We start from the raw sequence: 14,820 nt of genomic DNA on the forward strand, positions 1-14,820 counted from the left end.
ATGCCGGTGCGCCGCAGCCTCTTCGGCCGCGGCGCACCGTGCTGTCACCGGACGGTGAGGGTGTAGGTCGCGCTGCCGCGCTTGCCATTCGCGTCAGTGGCGGTGACGGTGACCGGGTAGGTGCCCGCCTGGAACGGCGCGAACACCTGCATGGTCGAACTGCCGCCGGACGAGATGGTCTGCGGGTTGAAGAACGGCGCGATCTGCAGCCCGGACGCGGACAGCTTGAGCGCGCCGGTCCCGCCGGTCGCCGACACGGTCACGGTGCTGAACGAGCCCGCTCCGGCCGTGCTGCTTCCGGGCGTCACAGTCACTTTGACATCACCCGTCGGCGTGCCCTTGCCGACAGTCAGCGTGAGTTTCGCGGTCGCGGTGTCCGTGGCGCCTTTGCCGGAAATCGTTACTGGGTAAGCACCTTCGGGAGTGCTGGCCGCGGTTTCGATGGTCAGCTTGGCGGTGTCGCCCGAAGTGATACTGGCGGGCTGGAAGGTCGCCTTCGCGCCGCTGGGAAGCCCGGACGCGGTGAGATCGACCTTCTCGGCGCCGTTCTTGCCTGCCTTGCTGGTGACCGTGGTCGAGATGTACTTGCCTGGGTCGACCTGGACCGAACCGGGGCTGACACCGAGGGAGAAGCTGTCGGTGCCGACGTTTCCGATCTGCTCGGCGACCCAGTCGCCCATGTCGTTGTTGAGCCGGCCGTAGACGCTGTACCACTTGAAATCGCTGCGGCTCCACGACGCGACGCCGACTACCTTGCCGTCCACGATGAGCGGGCCGCCGCTGTCGCCGGGCAGGATCGTCGGGTCGCCGTTGGAGTAACCGGCGCAGATCATCGTGGCGTCCTGGAAACCGGCTCCGACTCCCTGGCAGTTCGAACCCTCGCGGATCGGCAGAGTTGCTTTGTCGACCGTGACGTCCCGCGAGTCGTCGTTGAAGTCCTTCTTGCCGTACCCGACGCCGACGCCGTTCTTGCCGGGCTTGTTGAGATCGGTGTCCGCCGACGTGGCGACCTTGGCGTACTGGCCGTTCGGCACCGGGATGTCCGCGTCCGTGGTGACGACCGCGACGTCGTAGCCCTGGTCGAAGTTCACGTACTTGGGATGGGTGTCGTAGCTGACGACGCCGAGCCGGGTGCCGCCGCCCGCGTTCAGGTCGTCGAGGCCGTACAGGAAGGTTTTCTTGCCCTCGGCGGCCTTGCAGTGCGCCGCGATGAGGATCTTGCGCGGCGCGACGACTGAGCCGGTGCAGGTCTGGCCCTGCGGACGCGAACCGCCTTCGCGCAGGCCGGCGATGATGAACGGGAACTCCGCGACCGAACTGTCCTGCCCGTGGTAGAACTGCGCGCGCATGGCGGGCGGGATGTGCACGTCGCCGGTCGGAGCCACCGCGGTGGCGTTCGGAGTCGCTTGCGCGGTGCCGCCAAGCAGCGGCGCGGAGAGGACGGCCAGCCCGGCGGCCAGCAAGCCCAGTATCCGGTGGGGTCTCTTCACAGCGATTTCCTTTCCTAGGACTGGAAAATCACCTTCCGGTGCGCGGCCGTGCGGTAGCAATCCGGGAACCGGACCGTATGGGTACGGATCTATCCCGCGCCGCGGCTGTCGCCGAAGACCACCGCCAAGAAGTATTTGACCGTGCGGTCCAGATCTGCCAGAATTACGGACCGTACAGTCCATAACTGACGAGGAGGACGGCATGGCCGTCTTGGCGAGACAAGGTCGCCGTGGTCACCGGGGGCAGCAGCGGCATCGGATTCGCGACCGCACGGGCGTTCCGCGACGAGGGCGCCAAGGTCTTCATCACCGGTCGCCGCAAGGACGCGCTCGACACTGCAATCGCCGAACTCGGACCCGCCGTGACCGGCGTGGTCTGCGATGTCTCAGTACCCGCGGACCTCGACGCGTTCTACCAAACCGTGCGCGACCAGGCCGGCCGCATCGACGTGCTGGTCGCCAACGCCGGCGTCGGCTCCGCGGCCCCCTTCGGCGAGGTGACGGAGGAGCTGATCGACTCCGTGTTCGCCACCAACGTCAAGGGAACGGTCTTCACCCTGCAACAAGCGCTGCCGCTGCTCAGCACGAACGCCTCGGTGATCCTCACCGGCTCGACCGCCACGACCCGCCCCAGCCAGGGACTCGAGATCTACGCCGCGTCGAAGGCCGCGATCCGCAACCTCGCCCGAGGCTGGGCGCTCAGCTCGCGCGCTCACGGCTTCCGGGTCAACGTCGTATCCCCCGGCGGCACCCGTACCCCCGGTCTCCTCGATCTGGTTCCGCCCGAGGCACTCAAGCAGGCCGAAGCCGAAGTCCCGCTCGGCCGGCTCGCCGAACCCGGGGAAATCGCCGCCGTGACAACGTTTCTTGCCTCGGACGCGTCCAGTTACGTCAACGGCGCCGAGTTCTTCGCCGACGGCGGTTTCGCGCAGGTGTGACCGCTCCCGAACCAATCGCTGACCACGCTGCGGCATAGGAAAGTCCGCCGCTGCCCAGGTCGTCCGGACGACCTGGGCGCGCTCGAGCCAGCGTGGTGAATCGGCTGAAGACCGTGCTGGCGCGATTTCCTCGCCTACGGACTGTCCGCCCCGCCGGGCCTGTTCGAGCCGCCCGGCTCGCCGCTGCCGTGCAGGTCGTGGGCCGGGAACGCCAAGTCGGTGAAGAACCGATCCGCTTCGCGCTTGCGGATGGCGAAAAGCTTCCTGGCGAACACCCGCGTGATCTCCCGCTGTTCGGAACCCGGCCCGTCCGCGCCGGGACCGGCCGCCTCCATCCGGCCGTGCCACTCCCACCAGGCCGCGGTGATCGCGCGCTCGGTGTTGCGCAGCAGGATCCAGGACTGGTCCCACCGGTAGAACCCGCGCAGCGCGGTCACCCCGGCGACGAGCACGCCCGCGGCCGAAACGATCAGGCTCCGGCCCGCGTAGTCCAGCGTGACCAGCAGCGGCAGTGCCGCGCCGACCACGATCACGGTGATCCCGCTGAGCCGGAAGAACCGCCGGTGCCACATCGCGCGCGCGTTGTAGAAGCTGCGCAGGCGCAACGCGTACGTCTCGACCGCCGCCGGGTGCCCCAGAGAGCGGGGATCCGGCAGGGTGCGCGGGAAAGGCGGGTGAAAGTTCATAGCCATGCGTCCCCCAGACAACCTGTCCGGCCGAAACCGCGAACCTCGCCCCATGCTACTGAACGGGACGCGTCCAGAGCGGAGTCTGTTTCGTCACCTCGCGCCAAGGCGAGACCAGCACAACACCTTCGGCGGCCAGTCCCTGGCTAAGCTGCGAACATGGCCGACACGACACCGCCGACTCCGCAGGAAGCGTTCGACCTGCTCATGGCTGGCAATCAGCGCTTCGTCACGAGCACCCCGGAACACCCCAACCAGGACGCCGCCCGGCGCGCCGCGATCGCACCGAACCAGACCCCGTTCGCGGTCCTGTTCGGATGCTCCGACTCCCGCCTCGCCGCCGAAATCATCTTCGACCGCGGTCTCGGCGACCTGTTCGTCGTGCGCACCGCGGGCCAGGTGATCGGCTCGGAGGTCCTCGGCAGCATCGAATACGGCGTCGACCTGCTGGACTGCCCGCTCGTCGTCGTACTCGGCCACGACTCCTGCGGCGCCGTCGGCGCGGCCCGCGCGGCGCTGGAAGACGGACTCGCCCCGGTCGGCTACGTCCGCGACGTCGTCGAAAAGGTGACCCCTAGCGTCCTCGCGGCACGGGCGGCGGGCCGGGTCGAACCGCACGAGATCCTCGCCGAGCACGTCAAGCACACCGTCGACCTGCTGCTGGACCGCTCCCGCGTGCTCGCCGACCGGGTCGCGGACGGCCGGGCCGCCGTCGTCGGCCTGCGCTACCGCCTGGCCGACGGCAGCGCCGAAGTCGTGGCCGCGCACGGGATCGACACCCCCACCGCCAATCCCGCGGCCTGACCGGCCCCGGGCACCCGAACCGGAAACTCGTCGGCTTACCGGTCGTCGCGACCACGACCCGGCCCGGCTCACCGGCTGACGGTTCGGGTCAGCGACGGCGCTCGGGGTGAGAAGAGTGATCGCCACCCGGGCAGCACATTCGGCACGCCTGACCACACCGGCGTGGCTGATCTCGCGGAATTCGCGCGCATTCCGCGCTGATTCCGGAGCAATAGGAGATCGGCACTTCCGCGGGTTTCTGCTCAGATGACCGAGCGTTCCGGATCCGGCTGTTCGCCGCCGAGCCAGCCGTTCTCCCGAAGGAAGTGCTCGGCCAGCGGCGTGCGAGTGTGCCGCACCGCCGTCCCGAGCCGAGTTGTCGTGACGAGGTTGGCCTCGCGGAGGATCTTGACGTGCTGGCTGATTGCCGCCGGAGTGACGCCGAGCCGTGCCGCGATCGCGGTGGTCGACGCACCCGCCGACAATTCGGTCAGAATGCGGGCCCGCGTCCTGCCCAGCAGTGTTCCGAGGCGGTCGGTCGCCCGGTCTCGGCGGCGTCCCGGCCTTCGACGTGCGCGGGCACGACCAGCGTCGGCACCAGGCCAGCGTCGAGATAAGTCACGGGTGCTCCCCAGCAGAAGTGCACCGGCCTGATGACGAGGCCGCGACCGTGCAGATACAGGGTCCGTTCGACGGGGTAATCCGCGTCGAGCACTGGGGCGTGCCAGCGGATCGACGGGTGAAGGCTGGCGAGCAACCGGTCTGTTCCGCCGTCCAGGAGGGCTGACGCATACCGTGCCCCGGAGCGCATGAGGACTGCCAGGTGTTGACGCTCAGCACCAATTCCCAGAAAGGATGCGGAAAGCGGGCAACCCGGATCCGTCCGCGATCCGCGGCGGAGAACACCACGCGCAACACCATGCCCCTCGGCCCGTGTTCCGGCCGGGACGGCCCCCCACAACCGCCCCGGCCGGGCCGCCCGCTCCGCGCGGGCGTCCGCGGCGGCGACCTCCGACAACTCCCCCGGTGCCGCCCGGCTCTTGTCTAGCCCGATGAGGTTGTTCTGTGTCGGTCCCTGGACGCCGAACACCAAGCGCCGAACAATGGGCAGCGGGCGGAGGGGGAAGGCTCATGCCTAGACGGGAGCGGCCGCTGGATCCAGGCGGCGACGCGCTGTCGCGGTTCGCGCAAGGGCTGCGGGACCTGCGCGAGAAAGCCGGCAATCCGACATACCGGGAATTGGCGCGACGCGCGCATTACTCCGCGGGCACGTTGTCCGACGCGGCCGGCGGCCGCAAACTGCCGACGCTGCCGGTGACGCTCGCGTACGTCCGGGCCTGCAGCGGAGACGTCTCGGCCTGGGAGGAAAATTGGCACTCCCTCGCGGCGGAACTGGCCGAGGAAGATGCGGAGCCCGGCGAGCAGGATTCGGCGGACGACGCACCGTACGTCGGGTTGCGGGCATTTCGGACGGAGGACGCGGACAGATTCTTCGGCCGCGAGCGGGTGCTCGAAGAACTGGAGGACAAGCTCTCCCGCCGTCGGTTCCTCGCGGTGTTCGGGCCGTCCGGGGCCGGTAAGTCTTCGCTGCTGCGGGCCGGTTTCGTGCCGCGCCGGGCAGATTCCGTCACAGTGTTATTCACCCCGGGTCTCCATCCGTTCGAAGAATGCGCGCTGCGGCTCGCCCCGCTGCTTTCCACCACAGCGGCTCAGGTCCTGGAGGAATTGACGTCGGCTCCGGGCAACCTGCGGCTTCTGCTCCGCCAGGCGGGGCGCGACCGAACCGCTCTCGTGGTCATCGACCAGTTCGAGGAACTGTTCACCCTGTGCTCCGATCCGGCCGAACGCACCGCGTTCCTCGACGCGCTGCTCGACGCCGCCACGCCGGGGGCGGCCGAGGTCGTCATCGGCGTCCGCGCCGACTTCTACCCTCGGTGCGCGGAGCACCGCGGGCTCGCCGAAGCCGTCTCCGGCGAACACCTGCTGCTCGGGCCGATGAGTGCCGGAGAGCTGAGGGACGCGATCGTCAAGCCCGCGACTCGAGCCGGGCTCAGCGTCGAAAGTGCCCTGGTGGCCGAACTGGTCGCCGAAGCGCACTCCGAACCCGGCGTGCTCCCGCTGCTTTCGCATGTGCTGCTCGAGACCTGGCATCGCCGCCAGGGTGTGGCCCTCACCCTCGCTGCCTACGACCGTACGGGCCGGTTGGAACACGCTCTGACCCGAACCGCCGAGTCGGTGTACAGCTCGCTGGACGCCGAACAGCAGATCGTGCTTCGGCACGTACTGCTGCGGTTGACCGCGCTCGGCGACGGCACCGACGACACCAGGCGACGGGTCCCGTTGCCCGAACTGACCGCCGACCCGGACCACGTCGCCGTGCTGGACGAACTGATCTGTGCCCGGTTGGTGACTGTCGATCGCGACACCGTCGAACTGGCGCACGAGGCGCTCATCCGGCAATGGCCTCGCCTCCGCGGCTGGCTCGCCGAGGATCGCCAAGGACTCGAGATCCACCGCCAGCTCACGCTGGCGGCAGCAGCGTGGGAAGCGCTCGGGCGCGACACCGGATCGCTGTACCGCGGGCGGCGCCTTGAGATCGCGCTGGCTTGGTCGACCCGCGACGGCCGCGCACCGATCCGAGAAGCGCCGAACCTGGCGTGGAACGAACACGGCACTGAGCAGCTCAACGACCTCGAGCGGGAGTTCCTGGCCGCGAGCGCCCGGGAAAGGGACCGCGAACGGCTGGCGAAGCGCCGCCGGGTGCGGATCGCGTTGACCAGTCTGAGCGCCGCGCTGGTCGTAGTACTGGCGCTGGCGACGATCGCCCTGGTGCAGGCCGAGCAGGCGCGGCAGCAGCGTGATCAGGCCCTGGCCGACAAATTGGTGTCCGCCGCGAAAGCTCAACTGCTGTCGGATCCCGAACTGTCGGTGCTGCTGGCCAGGCGCGCCCTGGAGATCGCGCCGAGCGCGCAGGGCGAGTCGGCGCTCGCGCAGGCAATGGCCGACTCGCACGTCCGCAGCGCCTGGCAAACCGAACAGGGCCAATCGATCGGCGTCGCCTTCAGCCCGGACGGGAAATGGCTCGCGTCCGCGGGCCACGACCACACAGTGCGCGTCCGCGCGGTCGCCGGCGACCGCGCGCCTCTTGTGCTTCGCGGCCACACGGACCGGGTGCTCGACGTCGCGTTCAGCCCGGACGGCAGCAAGCTCGCCAGCGTGAGCCAGGACGGCACGGTGCGGATCTGGCGCACTGACGGCACCGGTGCCCCCACGGTCTTGCGCGGTCCGAAGACTTACGTGCACGCGGTGTCCTGGCATCCGGACGGGCAGCGCCTCGCCACCGGGAGCGAGGACGGGGCGGTGCGGGTTTGGCGCAGCGACGGCACCGGTGAGCCGGTCGTGCTGACCAGGCATCCCAGCCGCGCGCTCACGGTGGCGTTCAGTCCGGACGGCGCCCGGCTCGCCAGCGGCAGCGGGGATTCCACGATCCGCGTGCTCGACACCGCCACTGGCACGACCCTCACGACGCTGACCGGGCACACATCGTCCGTGGAAGATCTGGCCTTCGGCCCGGACGGGCAGCGCATCGTCAGCGGCAGCACCGACGGCACCATGCGAGTCTGGCGGATCGACGGAACCGCTGCCCCGATCGTGTTCTCCGATCACCAGGACACCGTGGAAACGGTGGCGTTCAGCCACGACGGGCGGCACGTGGTCAGCGGCGGCAACGACCGCACCGCGCGGATCCACCGGGCCGCCGGCGGCGGCGACCCGGTCGTGCTGCGGGGCAACGGCGGGCCGATCTGGAGCGTCGCGTTCAGCCCCGACGACCGCGTGGTCGCGACAGGCGGCGACGAAGGCGTGGTCCGGTTGTGGGAATCCGCCGCGAAACCGGGACAGCGCACCCTGGACGGGCACAACGGCGCGGCCTGGAACACCGCGTTCAGCCCGGACGGCACGCGGGTCGCGGCCGCCTGCGACGACGGCACTGTGCGGATTCAGCAGACCGACGGCCGCGGGGCACCGGTCCTGCTCACCGGGCACCGCGGTGCGGTCGAAGCCGTGGCATTCAGTCCCGACGGACAATGGCTGGTCAGCGGAGGCGACGACCGGACCGTGCGGATCTGGCGGGCCGGCGGCGAGCCGGTCCGGACGATGACCGGACACCAAGGCCGGGTGTGGAGCGTGGCCGTCAGCCCCGACGGCACGCACATCGTCAGTGGCAGCGACGACCGGACGGTCCGGATCTGGCCCGTGACCGGCGACGCCGCGCCGGTGGTCCTGCCGACCGGCGCCGGCGCTGCCCGCGACGTCGCGTACAGCCCGGACGGCGGGCGGGTGGCCAGCGGAAACCGCAACGGCAGCGCCGAAGTGTGGAATCTGGCCGACAGCGGTCGCCCGGTAGTCCTGCCCACCGGGCACGAAGGCGTGGTGTGGAGCATCGCGTTCAGCCCGGACGGCGCCGACCTCGCCGGTGCGAGCAACGACGGCACCGTCCGCGTCTGGCACGCCGCCGGCGATCCGGCCCCGATGGTGCTGACCGGCCACGAGGGGCTGGTATGGAACCTCTCCTTCAGCCCCGACGGGCAACGCCTCGCCACCGCGGGCAATGATCACACCGTCCGGGTCTGGCGCCGTGCGCCAGCCGTCGACCCGATCACGTTCACCGGACGAGGCGCGTCCTTCGAAAGCGCGTCGTACGGACCGGGCAACCAGCTCGCCGCCGGGCGGAACGACGGCACCGTCGACGTGTGGACGTGCGAGGAATGCGTGCCGCTCGACCAGCTGCTCGCTCTGGCGGCGCACCGCGTGACTCGCGATTTCACCCCGGCGGAGCGGCAGCGCTACCTCGATTGACCGCCGGATCGATTGAGACAGCGCTCTCCGTCCGCAGGAAAGGCATCAACCTTTCTGATGAACGGCCGCGGTCGTTTCATTTTCGGCAGTTCAGAGATTGTTGTTCGCTGCTGCGCACCCGACCGCGAACAACGAAAGCGGACTACAACGGTAGGGCGTTCGCCGGAACATTTCCGAGCAAAACAAGCAAAGAAAGGGAAGAAACGTGAACATCCTTCGAAAAGGCATGGTTGGCGCGGCCGCGGCGGTCGCGCTGGCCGCATTGCCCGCGACCGCTGGCGCGACGGAGCCGAACAGCACGGCGAGCCCGCCGGAGGCCCAGCTCCTGGGCCAGTGCACGGCGAAGCCCTGGTTCTGCGGGATCATCCGGAACCTGTCGAGTTCGAACCAGGCCCTGCGGGTCACTACCGACTGGTCCGGACGCAACAACCCCAGCACCTGGGTATCAGTGCCGCGCGGGCAGACCTCGCGCGACCGCGGGGTCCTGGACGCGGACGGATACTGGGTCGCCCGCGGCTGCACCGCTTACCAGGGCGTCTTCACTCACCAGGGGCCGCAATGGGTGCAAGTACACGACCTTCCCGGCGGAGAATGGCAGGTCAAATACCGCTGCTAGGGTTTTGCGGCGGAATTTGACGATCTGAAGCGCGTGCGATCGCTGCGGCGGCCGCACGCGCTTCCGTCTCCGCACGTCGATAGCGCTTTACCGTCCCGGTGCCGAGAATTCGGCCCAGGCCGCCGCGATCCGCACCTCACAGTGCATCAGGGCAAGATTTACTGAACCATTTTCATCCTGGTCCGGATGTGCGACCGGCCGGGTCGCCGTTGGTCTCACCGGCGGCCCGCGCCTACCAATGCCCAGTCGCGGAAGGTCCGGCCTGCCGGGAGGGTGATCGGAATGCTGCCGTCCTCGGCCACCATCGGCACGGCCGTCCGCAGCTGCACGGTGGCCGTCCGCGAAGTGCGGGCGAGGACGACCGCGCGACCGATGCCGGCAAGCCGGACCGGCGCCGGCGTGCCCGCCGTGCGGGCCACGCTGATCACATCGAACGCTGTGTTCAGCGGCACGGTGGCCATGCCCACGGTTCGATCGGTCGGGCGGATGAAGCAGCCGTTGACCGGAACCGAATCCCAGCTCGGATAGGTCTGGATGTATTCGCGCATCGCCTGGACGTATTCGGCTCTGGCCGCCGCGGCTTGCTCCCGGCTTTGCGGCTCTCGCAGCGTGTCCGTGACCTGCGCTTCGGTTCCCGGTTCGGCCGTTGGCGCGCCGCCCCGTACCTCCGCGACCGCCTGGCGAATCGAAGCCACGACGTCGTCGACGGACCTGCCGGTGGCCGGACCGACCCTGGCGATCAGCCGGTTCGCCTGGTCGGCGGTGATATCACCCGGTACGGCACCGAGAATCCGGCGCACCCCGTCGTCGTCGACCCGGGGACCGTCCTGACCGGAGACGAGCGCCTCGACCACCCGCCGCTTGGGCGCGGGCGCGGCGGCGACCTCGGCGCGCACCGCGGATGACAATCCCGTGGTGCGTTCACCTGGCGCGGCGCCACCCGTCCGGCCGGTGCCCGTCGTCGGCCCGGCCGAACCCGCGCCGCCCCCGGCGGGGACCGGGGCTGGGCCGGCACCACCTGGTCCGGTGCCCTGCGCGGTCCCGCCGGTCCGGCGGCGTTGCTGTTCGGCGGCGATGGCGGCGCGCAGTTGCGCGACGCTGGTCGGTGCCCGTCCTCCGGCGGCGCGGGCGTTGGCCGAGGACAGCAGCAGGTTGAGTTCCTCGTCGGTGAGTTCGTGGGCGTGCGCGGACAGGAATTCCAGGCTCTGCCGGTCCAGTTCGCGCACCAGCCCGGACGCGTCACCGGTTTCCGCGGCCTGTTCGGCCAGCTGGCGCAGCACCGGGTCGTTCTCGATCATTTCCCGCATTTCCGGCGTGGGCGGTGTGCCGTTGCGGGTCATCACGGCGTACAGCGCTTCGAGGCCCGACCGGCCTGGTCCGGCCTCCGCGCGGGCGTTGCCGCTGAGCACCAGCAGCAGACCGGCGGCCATGGACGCCACCTCGACGATGACCACGGCCCTGCCCACGGCGCGGCCGGCCAGCCGTCCCCCGGCGCGCGCGGCTGCCGCCCGCTCCGCTCTCCTGGCCGCCGCCTCCTCCGCGGCCCGCCGCCAGGCCGCTTGCAGTGCCTGCTGCTCGGCCTGCCGCCGGGCCAGTTCCACGGCCGCCCGCCGGGCGGCGATCTGGGCCGCGCGGCGCCGCGCGAGCGCCGCCGCACCCGCACCGGCCGCGGCGGCCCCGGCTCCGACCAGCACCGGAGTGGTCACGTCGTCGCGCTCCTCGTCGGCCACGGGCCGTGCCACCGGCTGGTCCTGGACCTGCCGCTGTTCCTCCTCGACCTGGCAGTCGGTGTTGGTACAGCCGTAGCTGACCCCGCCGGCCCCGTTGACCTGGAAGACCAGCCGCCGGATCCGTACTCCCTTCCGCCCGCGCCGCGTGCAGTCGACCAGCACCGGAGGGCCGGCCGGATAGTCGGCGCCCGGGCTGCCACCGGCGAACAGCACGGCCTGGAAAGAGGTGAACGGCTGGTCGAACTGCTGGTTCAGGCGCTGTTCGAGGCTGCGGAAGAACGCCCACGCCTGGCGGTCCCGTTCCTCGGCGAGGTCCACCCGCGCGGCGGCCAGCGCCTGGTGTTGCCGGGCCGCGCTGAGCTGACGCAGTCCGGGCTGGGCGGCCACGGCCCGCGAGACCGCGACGATCCGGGGGCCGAGGCCGTTGAGCATATTGACGTATCCCTCGGCCTCGCGAGTGGCCAGCGCGCAGCCGCCGTTGAACTCGGTGGCCCGCGACTTCACCTCCACCACCTCGACCCGCAGCTGCTCGCCGACAGTGGCCCGCAGGCCGTCCAGCCGGCCGCGGGCACGGCCCGCCTTTCGCGGGTTGGGCGGCGTCTGCACCTGGGTGGCCCAGGCGCCTCCGAAATGCGTGCGCAGTCCCAGATCGACGATGCGGGTGTCGAGGTCCTCGCTGCTCTCCTCACCGGTCTCGATGTTGACCAGGCCCCAACGGTAGCCGCCGCATTCGGGTGGCCGGCCGTCGTGGCCGCAGGCCTGCCGGCGGATCACCCCCGGGCCGGCGGGCCCGCTGGAGCGGACCGGCACGCCGCTGAAGTCGGCCGGGCCGTCCAGCACCCGGTCCGCCACCTGGTCGGCTTCCTGCTCGGTCGCGTCCGCGACGGCACCGACCTGGAGTCCGGTCAACGCCATGCCCGGGGCGGTGCCGCGCTGCTGAATGGTGTGGGTCAGCTCGTGGGCGAGCAGTCTCCGCCCGGACGCGGTATCCGGGGCGTAGGCGCCAGACCCGAACACGATGTTCTGGCCGAGGGTGTAGGCGCGGGCCCGAACAGCCGCGGCGGACGCCGCCGCACGGGCGTCGGTGTGCACGCGAACCTGGCTGAAATCCTGACCGAACCGGGGTTCCAGGTCGGCGCGGACCCGGCTGTCGAGCGGAACTCCAGGTGAGCGCAGCACAGCATGAACCAATTCAGGCGCGGTGCCGGGGGCCTGGTGCTCCCCGCTGCGGCGCAGGACCGGCTCTTCCCCGTTCTGCTCGCAGCCGCAGGGCGCGCCACCGCAGCGGCGCAGGGTGGGCGAGGCCGGCTGAGACAGACCGCGCAACTCGATCGGCTCGCGGCGTGCGGGGGCGGGCATTGCCTGCGTTGCGCGCATCGTCGCACCGTCCTGTCGCCGAGCAGTCCCTACCGGTCACGGTGACTGGTTGGCGTCACGGCGGCGTCACAGCCGACGACGCGCGCGACCTGAACGCCAACGGCACCGGGCTCGTCAAGCCGTACGCGCAATGCATTTGTGCGGCGAGTCTTTCCGACGCAAGGTGGTGTCGAACAATTTCGAATTCTCACCCCAGAAACCTGCCGCGGTGAATTTTCTCACCATAATCCAGTGAATTACTCAACCACTTTTCGCCGCCGACTTTCGACGGGTGGCGAATTCGGATTTCCGCGCTAATCCTAAACGGGCGGTGAGCAACCAATCGCGGAGGAGAGTACGTGAGACCAGGTATCTTTCGTGCCGTCGCCACGGGCGTGGGCGCGGTGCTGTTGACGGGCCTCGCGCCCGGCGTTGCCGGAGCATCGTCCGCGCCGTATCGCCTCGGCGGCGGGGTGACGGAGCCGATCTATTCGTACAGCGACGCCATCCGGGAGTCGGTGTGGGTGCCGATCCAGCGGGACGACGACCGGGACGGCAAAACCGACCGGGTGGCGGTGGACATCGTGCGGCCGAGCGAACCGGCGGCGCGAAACCAGAAGATCCCGATCGTCATGGACACCAGCGGGTACTACGGCAACCTGGGCAGAGGCCGCGAGTCGCAGGTCAAGACTTACGACCGCAACGGGACCATGCTGCAGTCCCCGTTGTTCTACGACAACTACTTCGTGCCGCGCGGCTACGCGGTGGCGCAGGTCGACATGGCCGGCACCAACCGGTCCACCGGCTGCAACGACGACAACGGCCCGAACAGCACGGCGAGCAGCACAGCCGTCATCGACTGGCTGAACGGGCGGGTCAAGGGGTACGCGAGCGCGGACGGGGACGTCGAACGGACTGCCGGATGGTCGTCGGGTTCGGTGGGCATGATCGGCAAGTCCTGGGACGGCGCCGCGACCATGCGGGCGGCCGGCAGCGGTGTCGACGGGCTCAAGACCGTGGTGCCGATCTCGGCTGTCAGCTCCCAGTACACGTGGACCTACGAGAACACCGGCGCACACAGACCGAACAACCGGACGCCGTATCAGTACGCGAGGGACTTCATGAGCCCGGCGCAATTGCCGAAGTGCCGGAAGTTCCTCGAGGACCTGAAAAGGAGAATCGAGCCGCCGGGCTACGTCTCCGGCGACTACTCGCCCGGCTGGGCTGAGCAGGACGCCACCCTGACCGCGAAGAACGTCCGGGCGAGCGTCTTCCTCGTGCACGGCCAGGCCGACTGGAACGTGACGCCGCTGCAGTACGGAGCCTGGTTCGATCAGCTCCCGGCCGGCGTGCCGAAGAAGATGTGGCTGTCCCAGACCGGACACGTCGACCCGTTCGACTTCCGCAGGGCCGAATGGGTCGCGACTCTCCACCGCTGGTTCGACAAGTACCTGTACGGCATCGACAACGGGATCGACACCGAACCCGCGCTCAGCGTCGAGCAGGCGCCGGACCGGTGGGCGGACTATGCCGCGATCCGCGATCCCCGGGTGCAGTCCCGGATCCTGTCGCCGACGCTGTCGACGACACCCGGGACGGGCGGCCTCGGCGAGAACCCGGCACCGCAGGAGAGCCTGACGATCAACGCCGACCACGGCAAAACGCTGGCCGATCTGGCGAAAGCGGATCCCGGCACCGTGCTGAAAGCCGAGAACGGGAACCTGAACCGGCTGGTGTACGCCACCGGAAACCTGACCGGCGAGCTGCGGGTGTCCGGCACGCCCACCGTGGCCGTCACCGTCCGGCCCACCGAGGACGTCGCCAAGAAGGGCGCGGCGCCGGTGAGCGCGTATCTCGTCGACTACGGTCCCGCCACGATCCGGACCGATCCGACGAACGACGGCGGGATCAACGAACTCGACGAGTCGAAGACCACGAGCTGCTGGGGCGGCTATACCGCCTATGACACCGGATGTTTCAAAGACGCGACCGCGACGAGTCAGGAGACGACCGCGACGGTCATCTCGACAGGGCACGGCGATCTGCGGCACGCCAACGACCTGGCGAAGGCGAACCCGGTCAAGTCCGGCGAAACCTACACACTGAACATCCCGCTCTACACCGTCGATCACGTGGTGCCCGCGGGCCACCGGCTCGGGATCGTCATCGCGGGCTCGGACGACTACGTCCCCGGAGGCTCAGGCCAGTATTCGGTCTCGCTCGGACAGACGTCGCTGCGAGTCCCCATCGTCGGCGGCCAGGTGCCTGCCGCTACTCCCGCGACCACGCCGGTCGTCACCCGCGTCACGCCGCGGGACAGCGTCCGGCCGGAGCGAATGATCGACCTGCCGGCGAGCAGCTGAC

Annotated in this window: 10 protein-coding genes; 5 read left to right on the forward strand and 5 right to left on the reverse strand. The window is 69.9% G+C overall.

All coding sequences use genetic code 11. The annotated features are described in order from the left end of the window. Positions 1–44: 44 nt before the first annotated feature. Positions 45–1,490, reverse strand: a complete 1,446-nt coding sequence (locus RPX00_RS45420; protein ID WP_406635315.1) for a trypsin-like serine protease — start codon at positions 1,488–1,490, stop codon at positions 45–47. Between the two features lie 230 nt (positions 1,491–1,720). On the opposite strand from RPX00_RS45420, the gene RPX00_RS45425 reads away from it, so the two are divergent. Continuing rightward, the gene (locus RPX00_RS45425) at positions 1,721–2,428 is read left to right on the forward strand and encodes an SDR family NAD(P)-dependent oxidoreductase (protein ID WP_406635317.1); all 708 of its coding nucleotides are present in this window, start codon (positions 1,721–1,723) and stop codon (positions 2,426–2,428) included. 134 nt (positions 2,429–2,562) lie between these two features. Here RPX00_RS45425 and RPX00_RS45430 read toward each other — a convergent pair whose 3' ends face one another. Beyond that, positions 2,563–3,114 carry a DUF4231 domain-containing protein gene (locus RPX00_RS45430; RefSeq protein WP_406635319.1) on the reverse strand — a complete coding sequence of 184 codons (552 nt, stop codon included), beginning with the start codon at positions 3,112–3,114 and terminating at the stop codon, positions 2,563–2,565. A gap of 159 nt (positions 3,115–3,273) precedes the next feature. Between RPX00_RS45430 and RPX00_RS45435 the strand changes: the two genes are divergently transcribed. Next, complete coding sequence (locus RPX00_RS45435) at positions 3,274–3,918, forward strand: carbonic anhydrase (protein ID WP_406635321.1); 645 nt, start codon at positions 3,274–3,276, stop codon at positions 3,916–3,918. A gap of 242 nt (positions 3,919–4,160) precedes the next feature. On the opposite strand, the gene RPX00_RS45440 is transcribed toward RPX00_RS45435, so the two are convergent. Both RPX00_RS45440 and RPX00_RS45445 read right to left on the reverse strand, forming a co-directional pair. Next, positions 4,161–4,382, reverse strand: coding sequence for an ArsR/SmtB family transcription factor (locus RPX00_RS45440; RefSeq protein ID WP_406635322.1), 222 nt, complete (start codon positions 4,380–4,382; stop codon positions 4,161–4,163). A 5-nt stretch (positions 4,383–4,387) separates the two neighbouring features. After that, entirely contained in the window at positions 4,388–4,519 is a 132-nt protein-coding gene (locus RPX00_RS45445; protein ID WP_406635324.1) for a hypothetical protein, read from the reverse strand. A gap of 509 nt (positions 4,520–5,028) precedes the next feature. On the opposite strand from RPX00_RS45445, the gene RPX00_RS45450 reads away from it, so the two are divergent. Both RPX00_RS45450 and RPX00_RS45455 read left to right on the forward strand, forming a co-directional pair. Further along, positions 5,029–8,754, forward strand: a complete 3,726-nt coding sequence (locus RPX00_RS45450) for a hypothetical protein (protein ID WP_406635326.1) — start codon at positions 5,029–5,031, stop codon at positions 8,752–8,754. 205 nt (positions 8,755–8,959) lie between these two features. After that, positions 8,960–9,370: a hypothetical protein gene (locus RPX00_RS45455; protein ID WP_406635328.1), complete on the forward strand. Its 411-nt coding sequence runs from the start codon at positions 8,960–8,962 to the stop codon at positions 9,368–9,370. A gap of 215 nt (positions 9,371–9,585) precedes the next feature. Here RPX00_RS45455 and RPX00_RS45460 read toward each other — a convergent pair whose 3' ends face one another. Continuing rightward, on the reverse strand, positions 9,586–12,477 hold the full coding sequence (locus tag RPX00_RS45460; RefSeq protein ID WP_406635330.1) for a DUF4157 domain-containing protein: 2,892 nt from the start codon (positions 12,475–12,477) through the stop codon (positions 9,586–9,588). Between the two features lie 338 nt (positions 12,478–12,815). Here RPX00_RS45460 and RPX00_RS45465 point away from each other — a divergent pair, with 338 nt between their 5' ends. Beyond that, positions 12,816–14,819, forward strand: coding sequence for a CocE/NonD family hydrolase (locus tag RPX00_RS45465; protein WP_406635332.1), 2,004 nt, complete (start codon positions 12,816–12,818; stop codon positions 14,817–14,819). Position 14,820 lies beyond the last annotated feature (1 nt).

The organism is Amycolatopsis sp. WGS_07 (genome assembly GCF_045278895.1).
Classification (GTDB): Bacteria; Actinomycetota; Actinomycetes; order Mycobacteriales; family Pseudonocardiaceae; genus Amycolatopsis.